Annotated in this window: 24 protein-coding genes; 10 read left to right on the top strand and 14 right to left on the bottom strand. The window is 63.7% G+C overall.

Annotated elements, in window-relative coordinates:
- The first annotated feature begins 10 nt into the window (after nt 1-10).
- The 4 genes from ACI3EV_RS05205 to ACI3EV_RS05220 all read left to right on the top strand — a co-directional run bounded on the left by ACI3EV_RS05205 (nt 11) and on the right by ACI3EV_RS05220 (nt 2,349).
- Entirely contained in the window at nt 11-706 is a 696-nt protein-coding gene (locus tag ACI3EV_RS05205; protein ID WP_337692020.1) for a hypothetical protein, read from the top strand.
- A 112-nt stretch (nt 707-818) separates the two neighbouring features.
- Entirely contained in the window at nt 819-1,232 is a 414-nt protein-coding gene (locus tag ACI3EV_RS05210) for a hypothetical protein (protein ID WP_337692019.1), read from the top strand.
- Nucleotides 1,233-1,235: 3 nt separating this feature from the next.
- Entirely contained in the window at nt 1,236-1,724 is a 489-nt protein-coding gene (locus ACI3EV_RS05215; RefSeq protein WP_337692018.1) for a hypothetical protein, read from the top strand.
- Nucleotides 1,725-1,818: 94 nt separating this feature from the next.
- Entirely contained in the window at nt 1,819-2,349 is a 531-nt protein-coding gene (locus tag ACI3EV_RS05220) for a hypothetical protein (RefSeq protein ID WP_337692017.1), read from the top strand.
- Between the two features lie 201 nt (nt 2,350-2,550).
- On the opposite strand, the gene ACI3EV_RS05225 is transcribed toward ACI3EV_RS05220, so the two are convergent.
- Entirely contained in the window at nt 2,551-3,780 is a 1,230-nt protein-coding gene (locus ACI3EV_RS05225) for an integrase arm-type DNA-binding domain-containing protein (protein WP_337692016.1), read from the bottom strand.
- 376 nt (nt 3,781-4,156) lie between these two features.
- Entirely contained in the window at nt 4,157-4,720 is a 564-nt protein-coding gene (locus ACI3EV_RS05230) for a DUF2939 domain-containing protein (RefSeq protein WP_337692015.1), read from the bottom strand.
- Nucleotides 4,721-4,828: 108 nt separating this feature from the next.
- On the opposite strand from ACI3EV_RS05230, the gene ACI3EV_RS05235 reads away from it, so the two are divergent.
- Entirely contained in the window at nt 4,829-4,924 is a 96-nt protein-coding gene (locus tag ACI3EV_RS05235) for a hypothetical protein (RefSeq protein WP_405198046.1), read from the top strand.
- Nucleotides 4,925-4,933: 9 nt separating this feature from the next.
- Here ACI3EV_RS05235 and ACI3EV_RS05240 read toward each other — a convergent pair whose 3' ends face one another.
- The 8 genes from ACI3EV_RS05240 to hemA all read right to left on the bottom strand — a co-directional run bounded on the left by ACI3EV_RS05240 (nt 4,934) and on the right by hemA (nt 11,683).
- Nucleotides 4,934-5,209 carry a helix-turn-helix transcriptional regulator gene (locus ACI3EV_RS05240; RefSeq protein ID WP_337692013.1) on the bottom strand — a complete coding sequence of 92 codons (276 nt, stop codon included), beginning with the start codon at nt 5,207-5,209 and terminating at the stop codon, nt 4,934-4,936.
- 70 nt (nt 5,210-5,279) lie between these two features.
- On the bottom strand, nt 5,280-5,822 hold the full coding sequence (locus ACI3EV_RS05245) for a peroxiredoxin (RefSeq protein ID WP_337692012.1): 543 nt from the start codon (nt 5,820-5,822) through the stop codon (nt 5,280-5,282).
- Nucleotides 5,823-5,889: 67 nt separating this feature from the next.
- Complete coding sequence (locus ACI3EV_RS05250) at nt 5,890-7,185, bottom strand: hemolysin family protein (protein WP_337692011.1); 1,296 nt, start codon at nt 7,183-7,185, stop codon at nt 5,890-5,892.
- Between the two features lie 113 nt (nt 7,186-7,298).
- A complete protein-coding gene (gene grxD, locus ACI3EV_RS05255; protein ID WP_337692010.1) occupies nt 7,299-7,628 on the bottom strand; it encodes a Grx4 family monothiol glutaredoxin in 330 nt (109 codons plus the stop codon).
- Nucleotides 7,629-7,730: 102 nt separating this feature from the next.
- Nucleotides 7,731-8,582, bottom strand: coding sequence for a peptide chain release factor N(5)-glutamine methyltransferase (prmC, locus tag ACI3EV_RS05260; RefSeq protein ID WP_337692009.1), 852 nt, complete (start codon nt 8,580-8,582; stop codon nt 7,731-7,733).
- Nucleotides 8,579-9,682: a peptide chain release factor 1 gene (gene prfA, locus ACI3EV_RS05265; protein WP_337692008.1), complete on the bottom strand. Its 1,104-nt coding sequence runs from the start codon at nt 9,680-9,682 to the stop codon at nt 8,579-8,581. The genes prmC and prfA overlap by 4 nt, the downstream gene beginning before the upstream one ends.
- Before the next feature lie 79 nt (nt 9,683-9,761).
- Nucleotides 9,762-10,400: a DUF805 domain-containing protein gene (locus ACI3EV_RS05270; RefSeq protein ID WP_337692007.1), complete on the bottom strand. Its 639-nt coding sequence runs from the start codon at nt 10,398-10,400 to the stop codon at nt 9,762-9,764.
- On the bottom strand, nt 10,397-11,683 hold the full coding sequence (gene hemA / locus ACI3EV_RS05275) for a glutamyl-tRNA reductase (protein ID WP_337692024.1): 1,287 nt from the start codon (nt 11,681-11,683) through the stop codon (nt 10,397-10,399). Before hemA ends, ACI3EV_RS05270 begins: the two co-directional genes overlap by 4 nt.
- 71 nt (nt 11,684-11,754) lie before the next feature.
- Here hemA and ACI3EV_RS05280 point away from each other — a divergent pair, with 71 nt between their 5' ends.
- Both ACI3EV_RS05280 and ACI3EV_RS05285 read left to right on the top strand, forming a co-directional pair.
- Nucleotides 11,755-12,084, top strand: coding sequence for a hypothetical protein (locus ACI3EV_RS05280; RefSeq protein WP_337692006.1), 330 nt, complete (start codon nt 11,755-11,757; stop codon nt 12,082-12,084).
- A 155-nt stretch (nt 12,085-12,239) separates the two neighbouring features.
- Nucleotides 12,240-16,196 (top strand): FAD/FMN-binding oxidoreductase, encoded by a 3,957-nt coding sequence (locus tag ACI3EV_RS05285; RefSeq protein WP_329770272.1) that lies wholly within the window; start codon nt 12,240-12,242, stop codon nt 16,194-16,196.
- A gap of 96 nt (nt 16,197-16,292) precedes the next feature.
- Here ACI3EV_RS05285 and ACI3EV_RS05290 read toward each other — a convergent pair whose 3' ends face one another.
- Together ACI3EV_RS05290 and ACI3EV_RS05295 are read right to left on the bottom strand one after the other, a co-directional pair.
- A complete protein-coding gene (locus tag ACI3EV_RS05290) occupies nt 16,293-16,895 on the bottom strand; it encodes a class I SAM-dependent methyltransferase (protein ID WP_329770273.1) in 603 nt (200 codons plus the stop codon).
- Nucleotides 16,896-16,997: 102 nt separating this feature from the next.
- Nucleotides 16,998-17,567, bottom strand: coding sequence for a hypothetical protein (locus ACI3EV_RS05295; RefSeq protein ID WP_329770274.1), 570 nt, complete (start codon nt 17,565-17,567; stop codon nt 16,998-17,000).
- Between the two features lie 109 nt (nt 17,568-17,676).
- Here ACI3EV_RS05295 and ACI3EV_RS05300 point away from each other — a divergent pair, with 109 nt between their 5' ends.
- Complete coding sequence (locus ACI3EV_RS05300; RefSeq protein ID WP_329770275.1) at nt 17,677-18,120, top strand: HIT family protein; 444 nt, start codon at nt 17,677-17,679, stop codon at nt 18,118-18,120.
- Between the two features lie 20 nt (nt 18,121-18,140).
- On the opposite strand, the gene ACI3EV_RS05305 is transcribed toward ACI3EV_RS05300, so the two are convergent.
- A complete protein-coding gene (locus ACI3EV_RS05305; RefSeq protein WP_337692005.1) occupies nt 18,141-20,201 on the bottom strand; it encodes a transglycosylase SLT domain-containing protein in 2,061 nt (686 codons plus the stop codon).
- A 42-nt stretch (nt 20,202-20,243) separates the two neighbouring features.
- Nucleotides 20,244-21,050 (bottom strand): hydroxyacylglutathione hydrolase, encoded by an 807-nt coding sequence (gene gloB / locus ACI3EV_RS05310; protein WP_337692023.1) that lies wholly within the window; start codon nt 21,048-21,050, stop codon nt 20,244-20,246.
- Nucleotides 21,051-21,078: 28 nt separating this feature from the next.
- Between gloB and ACI3EV_RS05315 the strand changes: the two genes are divergently transcribed.
- The gene (locus tag ACI3EV_RS05315; protein WP_329770277.1) at nt 21,079-21,900 is read left to right on the top strand and encodes a class I SAM-dependent methyltransferase; all 822 of its coding nucleotides are present in this window, start codon (nt 21,079-21,081) and stop codon (nt 21,898-21,900) included.
- Nucleotides 21,901-21,935: 35 nt separating this feature from the next.
- On the top strand, nt 21,936-22,382 hold the full coding sequence (rnhA, locus tag ACI3EV_RS05320; RefSeq protein WP_329770278.1) for a ribonuclease HI: 447 nt from the start codon (nt 21,936-21,938) through the stop codon (nt 22,380-22,382).
- Nucleotides 22,383-22,387 lie beyond the last annotated feature (5 nt).

A 22,387-nucleotide genomic window follows, 5' to 3' on the forward strand; every position in this document is an offset into this window, starting at 1 on the left:
GAGCGAAGACATGAACACCCAAGCCAAGTACCTCGTCAAAGACCCCAACGCTACCAGCTTCCTCGACACCGCCCAGCTGGACAGCGGCCTGTCCGCCATCCTCGGGGACCCCAAAGCCATTGATGCACATGTCGCGCCAGACGTGCAGGGCGCGCATATCGTTCTCAAGGACGCGGCCAAGAAGATTGCTGCCCTCGTCAATGATCCCACCCGAACCGAGACGGCCAAGCATGACGCGGCCAAGCAGCTTGCCCAGAAGGTGACGACCCATCTGGAGAAGTCCAAGGCAGCGCTGGAAGCCCATGCCGAGAAGCTGAAAACGACCGCACTGGCACAGGCTGACTTGCACCTTGGCCCCCGGTCGGAAAGCGGCGTCCTGCATTCCGAGATTCGTAGCTGGGTGCGCGAGCAGGCGAAGGACCCCGGCAACATCCCGGCTATCCGTGCCGCCATGGCCGACAACGATGATGTTGCCGCCGTCCTCTGGCACTCCCCCTCGTTCCTCGTCGGGCTGGCCCCCAGCGTCCATGAAAACCTCCGGCTGGAAGCCCTCCAGTCGCGCAAGCCGGACCTCTATACCAGCCTGAGCAACAGCGTCGGCCTGTCGAAGCTGGCGGGCAAGTACGAAGCCGCCATCCGCAAGGTAGCAACCAGCTTCTACAACCCTGAACTGGCGGCGCAGGCGAGCAAGCGCGTCGAGATTTGACCGACCCGGCACCCCCTCCGGCACCCCACCGCTGGAGGGGCGAACCCCAAGCCGTTGAGTAACCAAGGCGACCCGTCGCGGGACCGCCTGATTAAAGATTAGGAGACCCAAAATGACCGCAGCCCAACAGGCCCTTTCCGCGCTGGCCGACTGGATTAAAGCCAGCAGCCAGAACTACCAGACCCGCCTTGCTACCGTTGAGCGCGGCCCGTTCGCCGCCCTCGTCCCGCTGGCCCTCGACCAAGCGCCCGCGCCGACCTTCGACCCCGAAGCCCTGCCCCTGTGGATACCCGAGGCACAGGCACCCGCCGACCTTCCGACCATCGACACTAGCGCCCCGGCCAGCCAAGACCGCAAGGCGCAGCGCCTCGGGCATATCGTCTGGATGGTGCAGGAAGGGCGCTTTCCGGGCGTCCAGCTTATCGACCTGACCGACCCCAGCGAAACGCTACAGGCGGCGCTTGACCGAGAGGCACCCGGCCTCGACCTCGACCAGACCGCCGCCGTCTTCCTGTCCCGCTGGTGAGACATGGTAGCGGCAAAGAACGATGGCCCCGATCTGCCACCGATAACGCCGGGGCTGATCCACACCCCGATAGAGGCACTGCATAACCTATTCGGGGTGGTGTTCTTTCAGGCGCTGAACGAGTGCGACCGCGACTGGGTAGAAAGCCCCGATTTCCTGCTGGTCGCTGAGTTTGCGAACATTGACGAGCATCTGGCGCTACGGGTGCGCCGAATGTTCCTTGCTGGGCAAATCAAGGCGGGCGCTTTCTCCGGGCTGGCCCCTGCCACCCCTTGGGAGAGGTCCCAGCGGCAGGAAACGGCCAACCCATCCCGGCCCGCTGAACCCCACCACATCGGCCCTGTCGCGTTGGTGCGCTCCATCGCAGCCGCCATGCTGGGAGCCAGTCACGGCGAAATGGTCCGGGCTTGCGTTACCGCTGGGATCAACTACAGCACCGCCGATGCTCAAGTCCGGAAGTATCGAAAGGCGCTTGCTGAGTCGAATAATTGATCGCCTCCCCGAGTGCCACCCCTGCGCCCTCGCTTGATTATTGAGTCATCGAGCAGGGGAACGGCCCCTGACGCCAACCAGCAAGGGGAACATCATGAAACTGTACGCCGCCAAGTCTTCCGCCATCCGCGCCGCCAAGGCTGCCGGTCTGGAGCAATACGAGATCGTTGAGATCGAAGGTCAATTCGGCTTCAAGGCAATCGAAGCCGAAGCCGCCAAGAAGCCCGCCGCCCCGATCGGCGCCGACTTCGAAGGTGATGCCCACGCCTACAGCTGCCCGCACTGCGGCATCGACCTGGAGAATGGGATCGGTGCCCACGGCCAGGAAGTGAATGGCCGGGAAATCAAGCACGACCAATTCGAATACGCCTGCCTGGCCTGTGATGGTGAGTTCGGTCCGGCGATCCCTGGCAAGGCTAAGAATACCCCGAAGGTCCCCGGTAAATCGATCAAGATGAAGAACCACTCGACCATCGAACTCCCAACCAAGCGCGTTTGGCACATCGCCGACTCGATGCCCGAGGCCAAGCGGAAGGATGTCATCGCCGCCTGCGTTGAAGAAGGCATCGCCTTCTTCACGGCGCGGACGCAGTACCAGAAATGGAAGCAAAATCAGGCGACCTGATTTCACATTAGATTGTCTCAAGCGAAAAGGCCCGGTCCCTCAAGGACTTGGGCCTTTGCTGTTTTCTGGGCGGTGCGATTGGAGGTAACCCCGGCCTTGTTACCTGCGATTTAAGGGGGTTTCGGGCCGGGGCTATAGGGTAGCGAGGGGAAGGCCCCGTTCGCGGGGTATAGCGCGGTTACGGGGGCCAGGGGCGGGAGGTTAGGCCGGGACTTCGGCCCCTTCCTCGGCGGGGGCTGGGACTTCGGCGGGCTTGGGGTCGGTCAGGCTGGCCACATGCTCGGCCCATGCCTCGATGGCCTGCCGCGCCTCGGCGTCATACATGTGCTGGTTATAGACCGATGCCGTCACGTCAGCGGCTGGCGGGGTATGCGCCAAGATGCGCTTGATGACCTCGGCACGAACGCCCAGCTTCGCCAGACCGGAAGCGCAGGTGCGGCGCAAGTCATGCAGCCGCCAGTCGGCGACCGGCTCTCCTAGTTCCTCGCTCATGTACTGGTCCAGCGTCTGCTTGGCCTTGCCCCAGCCGTTGATGGCTACCTTGCCGTTGGTAGTAAAGACAAAGGCGCACTTGTCGAAACGCGGACGGCCTTCGATGATGGCTTGCGCCTTCTTCGACAGTGGGGCGCGGTAGTCGCGGCCTGCCTTCATGCGCGAGGCCGGGAGGCTGGCCCATTCCCCGCTCACCTCATCCCAGCGCAACAGCCCCGCCTCGTCGCGGCGCATACCGGACAGCAGCAGGAGGCGGGTGCAGTCACCGAAGGCCCCGCCCATGCGCCCGGTTGCCTTCCAGAGCGCCTTAACCTCGTCGTCGGTCAGGATGCGGGTCCGGACTTGTGGCTTGTACCGCTGCGCAATCCCGACGACCGGATTGACCTCGACAATCTCCCGCTCCAGCAGCCAGTTAAACATCTTGGAGAGGTACGCCCGCAGATGGTTGGATTGCCCCGGCGTCTTGGCGGCTACCTTCTCCAGTAGATCAACAATGTCGCGGCGGCGAATGTCCTTGACCGGGCGATCCTTGAACTCGGGGATAGCCAGCCGGACAAAGGCGCTCTCGATTTGCTCCCATGACTTCAGCTTCGGCTTGCAGTACTTTTTGACGAAATCCTTGGCGCAAGCCTCGAAGCCGCTATACAGCCGTTCCCGTTCCTCGGCCTTCTTGTCTTCTACGGGGTCTTCGCCTCGCTGGACAGCGGCGCGGGCTTCCCGGGCGCGCTCCCTCGCCAGCTTCAATGTCACGCCCGGATAAACGCCCAGCGACAGGCGGCGCGGCATACCCTTGACCCGGTAAGTGAAGCTCCATGACTTGGTGCCGGATGGCAGCAGCCGGAGGACCAGCCCCGGCACTTCACCGTCATAAACGTCTTTGCGTGTTGCAGGCGTCGGCATCTTCTCGATAGCCGTCGCGGTAAGTTTGATGCTCCCCATAATCGTCCCCTCATGGTGGTTGGGTGGGTGGTGCGACTGGGGGCGATCTTTAATAAACCCCCATGAAGGGAAATTTTCAGGACGATTGGGGTAAAAGGCACCTTAAATCAATGGCTTATACATCACCATTGACGGGTTATAAAGCCTTACGAAATCCTATGGTTCCGGACTCATAATCCCTTGGTCGCTGGTTCAAGTCCAGCACGGCCTACCAATGAAAACAGGGACCTGGAAGCTTCGGCTTTCCAGGTCTTTTTTCTGGATGTGAGAATTTCCGCATCTGTAAGTTGATTGCTGGAAAATCCGAGAAGATCAGATTGCGCTCGATAGGCAAGACCCTCGCACTTGTCACCACCGACAGGCGGTGGTTGAGCGCTTATTGCTCATTGATTGCGCCAAGCTGGATATCGACCACTTTCCACGAGAACAGGCCTTCACGTTTCATGACGATATAGGGGTCTCCATCCTGTGCGTCTTTGGCCTTGACGATAACGCGACTGTAGCCGTCATAGTTGACGGCACCATTGAATGCCTTGGCTGACTTTGCGTCACTGGTGGCAGGGGCTGGTGCTGTCTGGACTGCTACTTCTTCTCGAGCATCTTTGCCTTGCACCATGTTGACAACGCCATTCGGTGAGGCCAGGGTACCTACCATGGAGTCAATCAAGCCCCCAGCCATTGCCATGGCAAGGCCGGAAAAAGGGTTGTCCTTCATCTCGGGGCTTGAAAGGCTATTCATCATGACACCTTGAATTTGCCCTTTCAGCGACTCCCGTAGCATCGGGAAGTCAACATAGTCAGACATCTTGTCTGCCTTGCCAGCCATGGCATCGTCCCTCAGGTTCTTCAGTGTCATCCATGGGGAGGCGTATGAATAGCCTGCAATGGCAGCGATGGCTACAGCAGCAGTTGCGATCAGGGCTTTGGGCTTGAGCGACATGTGTTCCTTGCGTAATCGTGTTGACTTGATCATAGTCGTGTTTTGTTACACTTACTAGCGATTCGACAGGCAGGCCAGACAGCGGGCGTTTCTATTGCCAGCACCACCATGCGCCGAACCGGCCTGCTGCACTGCGTGCTGGCCTATGGTTTCAATGCCATCGTGCTGGCGCTGATGATCAATATCGCATCCAGCCTGTTCTGAAGCCGGACCTTACAGCGCTTCCAGCCGCACCACCGCCCGATAGCCAATGGCATGTGCGTAACGCTGCAGCGTGCGCAGAGACGGCAGCTGCGATCCGCTTTCCAGCCGCGCCACCACGCTCTGGCTGGTGCCCATGCGCCGGGCCACTTCGGCCTGCGTCAGGCCAGAAGTGGCGCGCGCCGAGATCAGCTCTGTTGCCAGCGCGAATTCGTCGACTAGCGAATCGTAGACCGCAGGAAAAACAGGAACCTTGTCCGGCTCCGATGGGCGCATATCCTGAGTCATCCAACGATCTCCTTGCAAGCTGTCATGCAGGAATTATCGCATTTTCGATATATGGATTCCGGCCAGAATCTTACTGACCCTTGAGCTGCTGCACCGCCTTCAGCGTCAGCTCCACATGCTGGTACGGGTCCATGCCCTTGTGCACGAACTTGATGCGTCCGTCGGTGCCGATCACGTAGGAAATGCGGTTGGCCATGCCCGGCAGGATGGAGCCGGCGCGGTAGGCCTTGATCACGCGCGCCTGCGGATCGGACGCCACGGCAAACTGGTCCCGGCAGGCTTCGGTGGAGAATTTCTTCAGCGTCTCGATATTGTCATGCGATAGGCCAACCACGCTGGCGCCCAGCTGGCGGAACTGTGGCGTGGCTTCGGCAAAGGCATTGGCCTCGATCGTGCAGCCCTTGGTAAATGCCTTGGGATAGAAGTAGAGCACCACTGGCCCTTGGCGTAGCGACTGGGCCAGGTCAAAGGTAAACGGCTTGCCTGCCAGTGCAGCCTGGGTCTGGAAGGTGGGTGCGACATCGCCGGGCTGGAGCTGGGCGCGGGCCTGGGTGCTGAAGAGCAGGGCGGCGATGCCGGCGAGGGCAGTGAGGATTTTGCTGGAAGTTTTCATGAGCGCTCCGGGAGTGGCATGGTGGCATACAGCCTAACATGCGCCTGAGTGCTCGAGACAACTGGACTTAAGACACCGCCCCCTGCCGCACCACCATCACCTGGTCAATCCGGTAATTGTCCACGTCCATTACCTCAAACGTGTACTCGCCCCAGCTCACGCAATCGGTACGGCGCGGCACCCGGCGCAGCATGACCATCATGAAGCCGGCCAGGGTTTCGTAGTCGCCTTCGTGCGGCAGGTCGTCGTGGATGTGCAGGGCGCGCACCACGTCGCTGATCGGCGTGATGCCGTCAATCAGCCAGGACTGGTCGTCGCGGCGGATGATCAGGTCTTCCTCGTCCATCGAGACCAGATCGCCCATTACCGTGCTCATCACGTCGTTCAGCGTGAGCACGCCCACCACCAGGCTGTACTCGTTGACGACGACGGCAAAGTCCTCGTGTACCTGGCGGAACTGGTCCAGCACTTCGGCCAGTGTCAGCCGGTCTGGCACCACCAGTACCTTGTGCAGGAGTTCCGGGTCATGCAGGTCGATCACCTCGTTGCGCATGGCGCGCTGGAACAGGTCCTTGGCGTCCACATAGCCGATCACGCGGTCCAGCTCCTCGTCCATCACCGGGTAGGTGGAGAAGGGCTCGGCGGTGATGCGGGCGCGGATCATGGAATCGGGCTCGTCGATATCGAACCAGGCGATGCGGTCACGTGGCGTCATGGCGCTGGTGACGGTGATGCTGTCGAGCTCGAACACGTTCTCGATCACCTGCTGCTCGTTGCGCGCCAGCAGGCCGGACTGGGCACCGGCTTCGGCCAGCGCCAGGATATCGTCGGGGGTCACACGGTCATCGCGCTGGGTCGGCATGCCGAGCAGCCGCAGCAGCAGGTCGGCGGTCTTGCTGTAGAACCAGACAAGCGGGCTCAGCAGCGTGGTGATCAGCTGCATCGGCCGGATCAGGCGGATGGCAAGTTTTTCCGGCTCGTTCATGCCCATGCGCTTGGGCAGCAGGTCGGAAAACAGGATGAAGGCCGAGGTAACTAGTACAAACGAAGCGGCAAAACCGAAGCTGGCGGCCTGGGCCTCGTTCAGGAATCGGGAAAAGAGATCGCGGAATACCGGTGTCAGGCTGCCTTCACCGACGATGCCACCGAGGATGGCGATGGCGTTCTGGCCGACCTGCACCACGGTGAAATAGTCACCGGGCTGCTCCTGCGTGGCCATGACCACTTCTGCACGTTGTTCTCCGTCATCGGCCAGCTGCCGCAGGCGGACCCGGCGCGATGCGGCCAGGGACAGTTCCGCCATGGAAAAAAACGCTGATGCCAGGATCAGCGCGAGGAGCAGAAGGGCTTGCGATAGCGTCATACAGGTCCGGGTGGGTGGCACACCGGTGCGCGACCGTAAGGCAGGCTGATCAGGCCTGCAGGTTCGGCACCACGAGGCAAGGCTGCCAGCGTGGTGCCAGCAGCCTCAGGCCATCAGGCCTGTTGCTGCGGCTGCACCAGTTGTTGCAGCTCGCCGTTTTCGTACATCTCCATCATGATATCGGAGCCGCCGATGAATTCGCCGTTGACGTACAGCTGCGGAATCGTCGGCCAGCTGCTGTAGGTCTTGATGCCCTGGCGGATTTCGTCGTCTTCCAGCACGTTCACGGTGACCAGGTTGCGCGGATCAATACCAACCGCCTTCAGGATCTGGATCGCACGGCCGGAGAAACCGCACATGGGGAAGCTGGCGTTGCCTTTCATGAACAGCACGATGGGGCTGCTCTTGACCAGGGTGTCGATGCGTTGCTGGGTGTCGCTCATGGGTAATTTCCTGCGTAAAAAAAGATTCAAACAAGCTGCATCGTGTAGATGCCCGAGTACAATTATCGGATAAATCCAGTGCCCTGAAATCCGCAAGGGTGCTTAGATCGCACCCGTCCATTGGCCACCGGTGCAGCGTGCCACGCCAGACAAATCCAGGCGTGATTGCACCTGCACAAAGCCCTGCGCGCGCAGCAGTTGCTGCACGGCATCGGACTGGTCGTAGCCATGTTCCAGCAGCAGCCAGCCGCCGGCATGCAGGTGCTGCGGAGCCTGCGCGATGATCTGGCGGATATCGTCCAGCCCATCGATACCGCTGGTCAGCGCCTGCAGCGGTTCGTGTGTCAATGCGGCCAGATGCGGATCGTCGTTGCGGATATAGGGCGGGTTGCTGGCGATCAGGTGAAAGCGCATGTCGCCAAAGGCCTGCAGCCAGTTGCCGTGGGCAAAGCGGATCGGCAGCTGCAGCGTCTGTGCGTTGTGCTGCGCCACCTGCAAGGCGTCGGCGCTGGCGTCGCAAGCGTGCACCTGCGCCTGCGGTGCGTGGGCGGCCAGGGCGCAGGCAATGGCGCCGCTGCCGGTGCCCAGATCGGCCAGCAAGGGCTGTGGCGGCAGGCCGGGCAGCAGCTCCAGTGCCCAATCGACCAGGGTTTCGGTATCGGGGCGCGGATCGAGTACGCGTGCGTCCACCGCCAGTTGCAGGCCATAGAAGGCATGAAAACCGCGCAGGTAGGCGACAGGCTCGCCAGCCAGCCGGCGCTGTACCAGCTGCTGCCAGTGCGTCAATTGTTCCGTTGTCAGCTGCTGGTCGTCATGGGCCAGCAACCAGGCGCGATCGGCGTCATCCTTGCCGATGGCGTGCAGCAGCAGCAATTGCGCATCGATGCGCGGCAGGCCGTCACGCGCGGCCTGCTGCAACGCCTGGGCCAGTGTAGGGCGCGCATCGGTGCTCACTGGTTGACTTCCAGTTCGGCCAGCAGCTCGGCCTCGCGCGCATGGCACAGCGCCTGCAGCACTTCGGACAGGTCGCCCTCCATCACATAGGCCAGCTTGTACAGCGTCAGGTTGATGCGGTGGTCTGTCAGGCGGCCCTGCGGGAAGTTGTAGGTGCGGATGCGGTCGCTGCGGTCGCCGCTGCCGACCAGGCCCTTGCGCATGGCGGCCTCCCTGGTGGCGCGTTCGCTGCGTTCCTTTTCCTGGATGCGTGCCTGCAGCACCTGCAGCGCCTTGGCCTTGTTGCTGTGCTGGCTGCGGCCATCCTGGCATTCGGCGACGATGCCGGTGGGCAGGTGCACCACGCGTACGGCGGAATCGGTCTTGTTGACGTGCTGGCCGCCGGCACCACTGGCGCGGAAGGTGTCAATGCGCAGGTCGGCCGGGTTCAGCGTGATCGCCTGTGCCGGATCGGGTTCGGGCATCACGGCCACGGTGCAGGCGCTGGTGTGCACGCGCCCCTGTGATTCGGTCACCGGCACGCGTTGCACGCGGTGGCCGCCGGATTCGAACATCAGCGTGCCATACACGCCCAGGTGCGTATCGCTGTTGTCCGGCCCTTCCAGACGCAGCACGATTTCCTTGTAGCCGCCGAGTTCGGCCGGCGATTCGCTCATGGTCTCGACGCGCCAGCCCTGGCCTTCGGCGTAGCGCGTGTACATGCGCGCCAGGTCGCCGGCAAACAGCGCCGATTCGTCACCGCCGGTGCCGGCGCGGATTTCCACATAGGCCGGGCGATCGGCATCCGGGTCTTTCGGCAGCAGCAGGCGCTGCAGCTCGTCTTCCAGCGTGGCCAGCTCAGCCTGGCCGGACTGGATTTCCTCTTCGGCCATCTCGGCCATGTCGGCATCGTCCAGCAGCTCGCGTGCTGCCACGATATCGGATTCGACCTGCTGGTAGCGCTGCCAGCGGCCGGCGATCTGCGTGATCTGGTTGTGCTCGCGCGAGAGCGCCAGGAACTTGTCCATGTCCTGCATGATGTCCTCGCGGCTGAGCAGGAAGTTGAGTTCGTGCTGGCGTTCGGCGTAACGCTGCAGCTGGGTGCGGAGGAAAGGCTTCATGGCAGTCGGGCCGGCGGAAATCGGACAACAGGCCTGCACGGGCAGGCCTGGAAGGCGGGGCAGGGTGCAGCGGCGGGCGCTAGACCACTGGCGGGCCGTACTTGTTGCTGCCAGGCTCGCCCTTGCGCACCGTCAGGATCAGGATGATGATGCTGCCGATCAGGCTGAACACATGCAGCAGCTGCCACCAGCCGCTCAGGCCGGTATCGTGCAGGCGGCGCGCACCCACGGCATACATGGGCAGCGAAAACGCCAGCACCGCCACCGCCGACAGCAGGGTCAGCGCGTTGGTCTGCTCTTCGCTCAGCAGGATGGCCGCGGGCAGGGCGATGATGTAGTAGAACAGCAGGAACCAGAAGTACTCGGAGCGCGAGGCGCGGCCGGAGAAATCGGCGTACTTGCGCAGGCAGGTCTGGATCGCGCCGATAAAGCCCATGCGCTCGCCGCTGGCCTGCACGGCTTGCGGGGCAGGCTGGCTCCAGCCGCTCGGAGCCGGCGGTGGTGCGCTATCGGTCGCCAGTTGCACCTCGGTGGATTGCCACAGGCCGGGCACGTCACGTGCCGGCATCCATTCGGTCAGGCCGGTGTGCCAGACATGGTCGTCCACGCCAAAACGGCCGTCTCGGGCCTGTTCCTGCAGTTCGGCGCGGGTGTAGGGGCCGGATTTCTGCTGGTCGACGGCGAACCACCAGATGCGGTCCTGTGTTGTATCACTCATGCCTTGGGGGTATTCCTGTTGCTGCGGAGATAGAAACGGCGCACCGCATCGCTGGCGTGCACCTGGGTTGCCAGATCGGGCTGGCGTAGTTCGGTCATGGCACCGTGCAGCATCTTCTGCGTGATGCCGCGGCTAAGCGCCTCGAGCACGGCCTCGACATCATCGCCCTTGGCGATGCGCTTGCGTGCCTTGGCCAGTTCCAGCTCGCGCCACTGCTCGGTCTGGTCCTGCACCTCGCGGATCAGCGAGACCACGCCGTAGTGCGGATCGCGTTGCTGCAGCCAGTGCATGAAGTTGCGCACGCCTTCATCGATGATGGCTTCGGCCTGCGAGACGGCGGCCTGGCGCTGCGCCTGGCCGGTCTGCACCACGCTGGCCAGGTCGTCCACCGTGTAGAGATAGGCGTCGGACAGGGCCTTGACTTCGGGTTCGATATCGCGCGGCACTGCCAGGTCCACCATGAACATGGGGCGGTGGCGGCGCTTTTTCAGGGCACGCTCGACCGCGCCCAGGCCGATGATCGGCAGGGTGCTGGCGGTACAGCTGATGACGGCATCAAATTCGTGCAGGCGATCCGGGATGTCGGCCAGCTTCATCACGCTGCCGCCAAAACGGCTGGCCAGGGTTTCGCCGCGCTCCATAGTGCGGTTGGCGATCACGATCTGCTTCGGGTTGCGCGCGGCAAAGTGGGTGCTGGCAAGTTCGATCATCTCGCCGGCGCCGACAAACAGGATGCGGATCTTGCCGATGTCCTCGAATAGTTGCGAGGCCAGGCGCACGGCGGCGGCGGCCATGCTGATGCTGTGCGCGCCGATTTCGGTGCTGCTGCGCACCTGCTTGGCAACCGAAAAGCTGCGCTGGAACAGCTGGTTGAGCGTGGTGCCCAGGCTGCCGGCGGCTTCGGCGGCGCGTACCGCGTCCTTCATCTGGCCCAGGATCTGGGCCTCGCCCAGCACCATGGAATCGAGTCCGCTGGCGACGCGGAAGGCGTGGCGCGCGGCGGTATCGTTCTGCAAGGTGTAGGTGTACTGGCGCAAGGCATCGCTGCTGACGCCGCCGGCCTGGGCCAGCCAGTCCAGCGTGTGGGCGATATCGATGCGGTCACTGGCGCAATACACCTCGGTGCGGTTGCAGGTGGAAATGATGGCCGCTTCCGGATGCTGCGAAAAAGTCTGGCGCAGGCCGTGCAGGGCCGGCCCCATCTGCTCGACGGCAAATGCGAAACGGCCACGCAAATCCAGCGGCGCGGTATTGTGGTTGATGCCCAAGGCCCATACTGACATGGGCATGATTATAAAATCCCTGTTTGCTTCTGTCTGCACAGATCTACAACAGTCGCACAAGCTACTACACCATGGGATTTTTCGACCTGCTCAACCACCTGTTCAACCTGCTGCTGCCAGCCCTCTGGATGGCCACGCTGCTGCTGCTCTGGCACCGCCTGCTGGCGCGCCGCCATGCCATCACGCTGGGCTGGCGCCAGCAGTGGCTGCGCCTGTTCGTGGCCGGTGTGCTGGTGCTGCTGGTTGGCCTGGTGTTGCAGGGCGATGGCGCCATGACCACCTATATCGCGCTGGCCGTGGTCACCGGAGCCTATCAGGCCTGGCTGTTGCGCCGCTACCGTCCGGCCTTGCCTTCGCTGGATCCGGCCGCAACGGTGACACAGTACCCCGATCCCCGCTGAGCCCGGGGCAGCGGCTTTTTGCTTGCACATTTGTTGCAGTGCAGTATCCACAAAGATGTCTGGTGTAACCCCTTAGACTAAAATCCCTATTTGCGCCAGATTTACCCAGCGTCCCGCCCGCTCCAGGCGCGATGCGTCATGAGGCCCTGATCGCCATGAATGCACCCGTAATGCACAAGAATTTGCTGGCCGCCGCCGATGGCCGCCAGCGCATCCGCGAGATTCCCTACAACTACACCAGCTTCTCCGATGCCGAGATCGTGGAACGCCTGATGGGCTACCACGGCTGGGAACTGCTGAACGAGTTGCGCAGCGAGCGCGAGACTGGCCGTTCCGCCCGCATGCTGTACGAGGTGCTGGGCGACATGTGGGTGATCAAGCGCAACCCCTATGTGCAGGACGACCTGCTGGACAACCCCAAGCGCCGCGCCATGCTGATTGATGCCATGCGCCACCGCCTGGGCGAGATCGACAAGCGTCGCAGCAACGGTGGCAACAGCAAGGACGAGCGCCGCAATGCCGCCGTCGGCGAGTTGCTGGAACTGGCGCACGAGGCGGTCAACAGCTTCGATCGCTCCTTTGGCGTGACACTGGATCTGCGCCAGCAGGTGCAACGCCGCCTGGGCCGCCATACGCACAAGGACAACATCAAGTTTGACGGCCTGAGCCGCGTCAGCCATGTGACCGACGCCACCGACTGGCGCGTCGAGTATCCCTTTGTCGTGCTCACCCCCGACACCGAAGCCGAAATGGCCGAGCTGGTCAAGGGCTGTGTCGACCTGGGCCTGACCATCATTCCGCGTGGCGGCGGTACCGGCTATACCGGTGGCGCCATCCCGCTGACCTGGAAGAGTGCCGTCATCAACACCGAAAAGCTGGACCAGCTGACCGAAGTCGAGATGGTGCAGCTGCCCGGCATGGACCATCCGGTGCCGACGGTCTGGAGCGGCGCCGGCGTGGTGACGGTCCGCGTGGCCGAAGCCGCCGAGCGCGCCGGCCTGGTGTTTGCCGTGGACCCGACCTCGATCGAGGCTTCCTGCATTGGCGGCAACATCGCCATGAACGCCGGCGGCAAGAAGGCCGTGCTCTGGGGTACCGCGCTGGACAACCTGGCCAGCTGGCGCATGGTGACACCGAATGCCGAATGGCTGGAGGTGCACCGCATTGGTCACAACATGGGCAAGATCCACGACGCCGATATGGCCAGCTTCGAGCTGCGCTACTTTGCCGCTGACGGCAAGACGCCGCTGCGCACCGAACGCCTGGATATTCCGGGTGCCACCTTCCGCAAGGAAGGCCTGGGCAAGGACGTGACCGACAAGTTCCTCAGCGGCCTGCCGGGCATCCAGAAAGAGGGCTGTGACGGCCTGATCACCAGCGCGCGCTGGGTCATGCACCGCATGCCCACGCACAGCCGCACCGTCTGCCTGGAGTTCTTCGGCAGTGCCAAGCTGGCCGTGCCCAGCATCGTCGAGATCCGCGACTTCATGTTTGAGGAGCAGAAGCGCACCGGCGTGATGCTGGCTGGCCTGGAGCACCTGGACGACCGCTACCTGAAGGCAGTCGGCTACGCCACCAAGAGCCAGCGTGGCTCCAGCGGCGAGATGGGCGGCAGCGGCCTGCCCAAGATGGTGCTGATCGGCGATATCGTCGGTGACGATCCGGACGCCGTGGCACGTGCCACCAGCGAAGTCGTGCGCATTGCCAACAGCCGCGCCGGCGAAGGCTTTATTGCCACCACGCCCGAAGCGGCGAAGAAATTCTGGGCCGACCGCAAGCGCACCGCGGCCATCAGCCGCCACACCAACGCCTTCAAGATCAACGAGGACGTGGTGATTCCGCTGCCGCGCATGGCCGAGTACACCGACGGCATCGAGCGTATCAACATCGAGCTGAGCCTGCGCAACAAGATCCAGCTGTGCGACGAGTTGCTGGCCTTTTTTGACCAGCCGGTGCTGCCGCTGGGCAAGTTCGATGCCGAAGCCGCCGCCATGGAAAGCGGTGATGTGCGCGACCTGCTGCCGCAGCGCGTGGCCAAGGCCAAGGCGCTGATTACCGAAGTGCGCGCGCAGTGGCAGGGCTGGTTCGACAATATCGATGCCCACTTCCTGGAACTGCAGGACCACTCCTTGCGCGCCAGCTGGAAGACCCAGCTGCGCAAGCCGTTCCAGTCGATTTTCCTGGGCGATGCTTACAAGCCGCTGCTGGAAGCGGTGGATGCAGTACACCAGCGCGTGCTCAAGGGCCGTGTCTGGGTGGCGCTGCACATGCACGCCGGTGACGGCAACGTGCACACCAACATCCCGGTCAACAGCGATGACTACGACATGCTGCAACTGGCCCATGGTGCGGTCAAGAACATCATGGCGCTGGCGCGCAGCCTGGACGGCGTGATTTCGGGCGAGCACGGTATCGGCATCACCAAGCTGGAATTCCTGACCGATGACGAGCTGGCGCCGTTTGCCGACTACAAGGCGCGCATCGATCCCGAAGGCCGCTTCAACAAGGGCAAGCTGCTGCGTCCGGTGGTGATGAGCGATTCCCAGCGTGCCGTCTATGCCGGCACCACGGCGCTGGCCGACTTGACCAATGCCTATACGCCGAGCTTTGGCCTGATGGGACACGAGTCCATCATCATGCAGCAGAGCGATATCGGCTCCATTGTCGACAGCGTGAAGGACTGCCTGCGCTGCGGCAAGTGCAAGCCGGTGTGCGCCACGCACGTACCGCGCGCCAACCTGCTGTACAGCCCGCGCAACAAGATCCTGGCAACCTCGCTGCTAGCCGAAGCCTTCCTCTACGAGGAGCAGACGCGCCGCGGCGTCAGCCTGCGCCACTGGAGCGAGTTCGAGGACGTGGCCGAGCACTGCACGGTCTGCCACAAGTGCTTTGCGCCGTGCCCGGTGGACATCGACTTTGGCGATGTTTCCATGAACATGCGCAACCTGCTGCGCAAGATGGACAAGCAGAGTTTCCGTCCCGGCAAGGCGCTGGCCATGACCATGCTCAACGCCACCGAGCCGACCAAGATCAACCTGATGCGCACCGCCATGGTGAACGTCGGCTTCAAGGCGCAGCGCGCCGCGGTCGATGTGTTCCGCGTGGCCAGCAAGCAGCAGACCGCGCACCCGCCGGCCAGCGTAGGCCAGGCGCCGCTGAAGGAACAGATCATTCACTTCGTCAACAAGAAGTTGCCGGGTGGCCTGCCGACCAAGACCGCGCGTGCGCTGCTGGATATCCAGGATCGTGCCTATGTGCCAGTGATCCGCAATCCGCAGAACAGCTCGGTCGATAGCGAGGCGGTGTTCTACTTCCCGGGCTGCGGCTCGGAGCGCCTGTTCAGCCAGGTCGGCCTGGCGACGCAGGCGATGCTGTGGCATGCCGGCGTGCAGACCGTGCTGCCGCCGGGCTATGTCTGCTGTGGCTACCCGCAGCGCGGCTCCGGCCAGTTCGACGTGGCCGAGAAGATGATCACCGACAACCGCGTGCTGTTCCACCGCGTGTCCACCACGCTCAACTACCTGGATATCAAGACCGTGGTGGTGAGCTGCGGCACCTGTTATGACCAGCTGCAGGACTACCAGTTCGAGAAGATCTTCCCGGGCTGCCGCATCATCGACATCCACGAATTCCTGCTGGAAAAGAACATCACGCTGCCGCGTCCGGAAGGCTATCTGTACCACGATCCCTGCCACACGCCGCTCAAGCTGCAGGATCCGATGAAGACGGTGAAGGGCCTGCTGGGCGATGCCGTGGTCAAGAGCGATCGTTGCTGTGGCGAATCCGGCACGCTGGGCGTGAGCCGTCCCGACATCTCGACCCAGGTGCGCTTCCGCAAGACCGAGGAAATTCGCAAGAACGCCGGCCAGCTGGCCGAGCTGCAGCAGGCCAATGGCCTGGCACCGTCGGAAGGCAAGCAGCCGGTGAAGATGCTGACCAGCTGCCCGAGCTGCTTCCAGGGCCTGAGCCGCTACAACGAGGACCTGCCGAACGGCCTGATGGAAACCGACTACATCGTGGTCGAGATGGCCAAGCAGATCCTGGGCGAGAACTGGATGAAGGAGTACGTGGATGCTGCCAACAGCGGCGGCATCGAGCGCGTGCTGGTGTAAGCTGGTTTTCAGACGTCCATGACGACACAGGCCTGGCGATTGCCAGGCCTGTTTTTTGTGCGTCAGATCAGGAAATATTCCTGATCAGGATGTTTGTCAGATTTTTTGGCCGATCCAGCGAGTGACATAGGCCGGCCCCTGGTGGCCAGGTCCTTCGTCGAGCACGGTTTCCGATTCGCTGGCCAGCAGCTCCTGCATGGCTGCGGCCAGGTCGTTGCGCAACAGTTCCAGCGTGTACAGCATGGCTTCGTTCTTCGGGCCACCGCTGTGGTAGTGCAGCTGGCGTGGATGGAAGGCTTCCAGGATCAGCAGGCCACCGGGCTTGAGTGCCTGCACCAGCTTGTGCATCACCGGCGTACGCAGCTCTGGCGGCAGGTGCAGATAGGTCAGCACCACGGCATCGGCGCTGGCTGGTTCCGGCTGCCAGTCGGCCAGGTCCGCCAGCACGGTTTGCAGCGGTACCTGGCGGCGGCGCGCCAGGTCATCGGCCTTGGCCAGGCCGACCGCCGAGTTGTCCAGCGATGTCACCTCGTGGCCTTGTTCCGCCAGCCAGACGCCGTTGCGGCCTTCGCCATCGCCGGGTACCAGCACGCGGGCGCCGGCCGGAATCCGGTGCGCCTGTTCCTTCAGAAAGGCGTTCGGCTGTTCGCCGTACTTGTAGCCCTCGGCATCGCTGTAGGCCTGGTCCCAATGGTTCATCTGTGTCTTCCCTTGCAAGAACGGCGCGTAGCCGCGTGAATCAATTAATTGTTTGGTGAAGTGATTCTAGATGCGGGATGAATCCGGCATGGCGTGCAGGGTCTAGCTGGATGGCAACAGCTCGATTTCCAGACCGCTGCGGCGCACCGTGACCTTGCCGGGCTTCAGGCGCAGCTGGCGTGCCTTGGCCAGGTCGGATTCGGTCAGCTGGTAGACGTTGTAATCGCTGAACAGCTGCTCGCCGAGCAGGCTGACCGCCTGGTTGATGCGCGGCTGGCTGCGGCCGGCGGGATCGCGCAGGTCGATGGTCTGTACGCGCAGGTCGGTGATGCGCACGCTGTTGTCCGTGGGTTCGTAGCGCAGGCCATAGCGCAGGTCCACCGGGCCGGACAGCGCTGGCGTGAGGCCGAATACCGAGGGCACATCGGCCTGTACCCGGGTGCCGATCTGGTTGCTGTCGGGGTGGAAGCTCAGGCGCGGGTTGCGCAGGGTGATCTCGGCACCGAGCAGGCGCTGCTGCATCGGGAAGCGCGCAGCCAGCTTGCGCTGCAGCATATCGCCATCAAGATCAATGTTGCGCAGCACCGAGGCGACCGAGCAGCCACTCAGGCTGAACAGGCCGAGGGCGGGAATCAGTTGCAGGCAGTGGCGGCGGGATACGGGAGCGGGCATGGCAGGGCAATGGTGTGGCGTACGATAATCCCCGAAGATAGCAGGTCGGGGCGCGCATGGCATGCGGCTTTGCGACAGGATGTGCCTGCAGCCGGAAAGGAACAACATCATGAAACAGGATTGTGTGCTGTGCAGCGAGGACGGTGGCCGTGTCGTCTGGCGCGGTCGTGACTGGCGGCTGGTGCACGCCGGCGAAGCGGCCAATGCGCCGTTCCCGGCGTTCTACCGCCTGATCTGGAATCGCCATGTGGCGGAGTGGAGCGATCTGTCGGCCTGTGAACGCCAGCAGGGCATGGAAGCGGTGACTCTGGTGGAGCAGCAGCTGCGCGACTACTTGCGCCCGACCAAGATCAACCTGGCCACGCTGGGCAATGTGGTGCCGCACCTGCACTGGCACGTGATTGCCCGTTTTGACTGGGACAGCCATTTCCCCGGGCCGGTCTGGGGTGGTGCGCAGCGGCCTTCGCCAGAAGCGCGCGTGGCTGCGGTCAAGACGCAACTGCCAGCGCTGGAGCAGGCGCTGGCAGCACGCCTGCAGCAGCAGTTTGGCTAAAACCGATCCCGATCACGCGATTAGCGTGATTTGGCGGTAGTTTTCTTGTCGTTAGCAGGTTTCTTGTCTGCTGCCTTCTTGTCAGCCGGTTGTTTTTTCTCGGCCGGCTTCTTTTCTGTGGCTGGCTTGTCTGCGGCTGCTTTTCGGTCAGCAGCGGGCTTGGCACGCGTCGGCTTGTCCTCGGCAGGGTCGGTGGCGCGCGCTGCCTTGCCGGTGTTGCGCTTGGCGGGCTCGGCCTTGGTCGACCTGGCGCTAGTGCGGCTATTGGCCTTGTTGTCGGTGGCATCGGCCTTGCTGTCGGTCTTGCCTGCAGCAGCCTTGCCCGTGGAGGCGCGCTTGTTGGCGCTGCTATCTTCCACCTTCACGGCACGCTGGCCCTTGGCCGGAGCAGCGTCTTCCTGCCTGCTGGTGCGCTTGCCCTTGGCGGATGCGGTTTCCTCGGACTTGCTGTTGGCGCGCTGGCGGCTGTCGCTGGTGGCGGCAGTACGCGTATTGCGCTTGGCCGGCGTGGTGGCTGCTTCCGGCTTGGCGTTGCGTGTGGCGCGTGCCTGCGGCTCTGCTGCACGGGTGCGGCGCTCGGCGGCGGCACGCTCTTCGGCCTGGCGGGTGCGGCGTTCAGCCGCAGCGCGTTCTTCGGCTTCCCGGGCACGACGTTCGGCGGCGCGCTCCTCGGCTTCCCGTGCGCGGCGTTCGGCAGCGGCTTCGGCCTGCTGTTGCTGGCGCAGCAACTGGCTGGCCTGCTGGCGCGGCAGCTGCACGGTCACTTCCTGGCCGGCGCCCAGGCGCGTGTTCGGGCTGGCGTTGTTCCAGCTGGCGACCGAGCTGACCGGCAGGCCGAAACGCTCGGCAAAGCTGGCAATCGTGTCGCCGACTTCGGCCTTGAGTGAGGTGGTCTGCAGCGCCACTTCGGGCAGGAAGCTGATGCTGCCGCTGCGCGCCACCAGCGGCGAAATCTCGTCGGCATGGTGATCCTGGCGCGGCACCAGCAGGGTGGAGCCGCTGCGCACGCGCATGCGTGAAGGGATGCGGTTGATGCTGCGCAGTTCCTCCTCATCGGCGCCGTGCTGGCGCGCCACTTCGGCCACGCTCATGTCGGCCGGCACGGTCCAGACGGTCCAGCTGGCCAGCTGTTCGTCACGCGCGTTGGCCAGATTCTGACGGAAGCGCGGCGCGCTCTGCCAGGGAAGCAGCAGCGTGGGTGTCAGCGAGGCAATCACCAGCGGGCGGTTCAGCGAGGGGTTAAGCGCGCGGAAATCATCGAGCGAGATGCCAGCCATGCGTGCCACGATGCTGGCGTCCATGTCGCGCGTGATGCGCACCTGGTCGAAGTACGGGTGGTTGGCGATGTTGGGCAGCGCGGTGTTGAAGGTGGCCGGATTGCGCACGATGTTCTTCAGCGCCTGGAGCTTGGGGACGTACTGGCGCGTTTCCTGCGGCATGGTCAGTTCGGAATAGCTGGTGCCACGGCCAGCCGCCTGGTTGCGGCGGATGGCGCGCTGTACATTGCCTTCGCCCCAGTTGTAGGCGGCCAGCGCCAGATGCCAGTCGCCAAACATGTTGTAGAGGCGCTGCAGGTAGTCGAGTGCGGCACGCGTGGACTGCACCACATCGCGCCGGTTGTCCAGGAACAGGTTCTGGTGCAGTTCGTACTGCCGGCCGGTGGCCGGCATGAATTGCCACATGCCGGCGGCCTTGGCGCTGCTCACGGCCAGCGGGTTGAACGAGCTTTCCACGTAGGGCAGCAGCGCGATCTCGGTCGGCATGTTGCGGCTTTCCAGCGCCTCGATCACGTGGTAGATGTACTTGTCGGAGCTGCCGATCAGGCGCTGGATCGAGGCCGGGTTGCGCGTGTACCAGGATTCACGATCACGCACGGTGGCGTTGTCCAGATCCGGCATGGCAAAGCCTTGGCGCAGGCGATCCCAGACGTTGTTGGGGTTGTTGAGGCCGAGGCTGGTGCGGCCACGATCCAGGTCAGGAACGCGCAGGCCGGAACCGGTGGAAGAGGTCTGGCTGGTAGAGGCGCAGCCAGCCAGCAGGACCAGCATCAGGGCAGCGCACAGGTATCGGAATGTCGGCATGAACAGTCGGTGTCGGGAAACCCGATGCAGCCGCGCAGGAAATCAGAAGCGGTTTTTCCATTCACGCAGGGCTGCCAGGGTGTCCACCGGGCCGGTACTGGCGGCACCTTGTGCCTGCGCGGCCTGCTGCAGGGCAGGCTCCCGGACCCGGAGGAAGGGGTTGATCTGGAGTTCCCGTCCGATGGTGGACGGGACGGTCGGCTTTCCCTCGGCACGCAGGGCCTCGCACTGGCGCAGGTAATCGGCCAGTTCGGCATTGTCGGGTTCGGCAGCCAGCGCAAAGCGCAGGTTGGACAGCGTGTACTCGTGCGCGCAGCACACCAGGGTGCGGGCGGGCAGGGCTGCCAGGCGATCAAGCGAGGCCAGCATCTGCGCTGGCGTGCCTTCGAACAGGCGGCCGCAGCCACCGGAGAACAGCGTGTCGCCACAGAACAGCAGCGGTGGCTGGCCGGGAACGGCATCGCTGGCATAGGCCACATGGCCGGCGGTATGACCGGGCACGTCGATCACGCGGAACGGGCTGCCGAGCAGGGTGATGTGGTCATCGCCCTGGACAAAATGGATCGCGGAAGCCGGGACGCTGGCGTGGGCGCCGGGCGCCACGCCGTCGGCCACGGGCAGGTACACTTGCGTGGCAGCGCTGCCGCAGGCCTGGTAGAGCGCGTCGAGCCCGCCGACATGGTCGGCGTGGTGGTGCGTGATCAGCACGGCGGCCAGTGCCAGCTGTTGCGCGCGCAGGGCATCAATGACCGGGGCGGCATCGCCCGGATCGACCACCACGGCGGCAGCGCCGTCGTGCAGGATCCAGATATAGTTGTCATTGAAAGCAGGTAGCGCCAGCAGGTGCATGAGGTTCAAAACAGGCTGATCAAGGGAAATGTCCTCCGAGATTATAGATTTTGCGCAATGGTTCCGCTCGCCAGCCGGAAGATATCTGCACGCCTGGGAACTGGAACACGGCGATCAGGTGGTGGCCGACTGCTTTGGCTACCACGCTTTGCAGATCGGCTGCGAGTATCTGCAGCTGCTGCGCAGCTCACGCATTCAGCACCGCTGGCTGGCTGGCGTGGAGGCCTGTTGGCAGGACGAACCGGCCACGGTGACGCCGCAGGAAGTGCAGGCCGCCGGTGTGCCGCAGCCGCAGCCCGACCTGATCCTGGACCCGACCGCCTTGCCGTTTGCCGAGAACAGCCTCGATCTGGTGGTGCTGCCGCATACGCTGGAAGCCAGCGCCGATCCGCATGCCACGCTGCGCGAGGTGGCGCGTGTGCTGGTGCCCGAGGGGCGGCTGATCGTTATCGGCTTCAACCCGACCAGCCTGTGGGGTGCGCAGCAGCACTACAGCATGCTGGCGCACCGCATGGGCGGACGGCTCGAGCCTTTCATTCCCGATGTGGATGACCTGATCGGGCATCGCCGGCTGCGCGACTGGCTGCGCCTGCTGAATCTGGAAGTGGAGGGCGGCCGCTTTGGCTGCTATCGGCCGGGCATGGACAGCGCACGCTGGTTCGAGCGGCTGGAATGGATAGAGCGCGCCGGCGACCGCTGGTGGCCGGTGCTGGGTGGGGTCTACCTGCTGACGGCAGTGAAGCGCGTGCGCGGCATGCGCATGCTGCAGCCGCGCTGGAAGGAAATCAAGCGCCAGCGCAGCCAGGTGCCGGTAGCGCAGCAGAGCGGGTCGTCGCGCCGGCGTGTATGATCCCGGACCTTCGGAAGCTTCGGGAGAATACAAGCATGCAACACGTCACCATCTACACCGATGGCGCCTGCAAGGGCAACCCGGGGCCGGGCGGCTGGGGTGTCTGGCTGCAGTCCGGATCGCACAGCAAGGAGCTGTTTGGTGGCGAGGCCGAGACCACCAACAACCGCATGGAACTGACCGCGGTGATCCGCGGCCTGGAGGCGCTCAAGCGGCCCTGTCAGGTCGATCTGTACCTGGACAGCCAGTACGTGCGCCAGGGCATTACCGAGTGGATCCACAACTGGAAGAAGAAGGGCTGGATCACGGCCAGCAAGCAGCCGGTGAAGAACGCCGAACTCTGGCAGCAGCTGGATGCGCTGGTGCATGGCGGCATCCATCGCATCAGCTGGCACTGGGTCAAGGGCCATGCCGGCGATCCCGGCAACGAAAAGGCCGATGCGCTGGCGAATCGCGGTGTGGAGCAGGTGCAGGGCCGATAAGGCCC

It is taken from the genome of Allobrachymonas wangyanguii, assembly GCF_045055315.1.
Lineage (GTDB): Bacteria > Pseudomonadota > Gammaproteobacteria > Burkholderiales > Burkholderiaceae_C > Brachymonas > Brachymonas wangyanguii.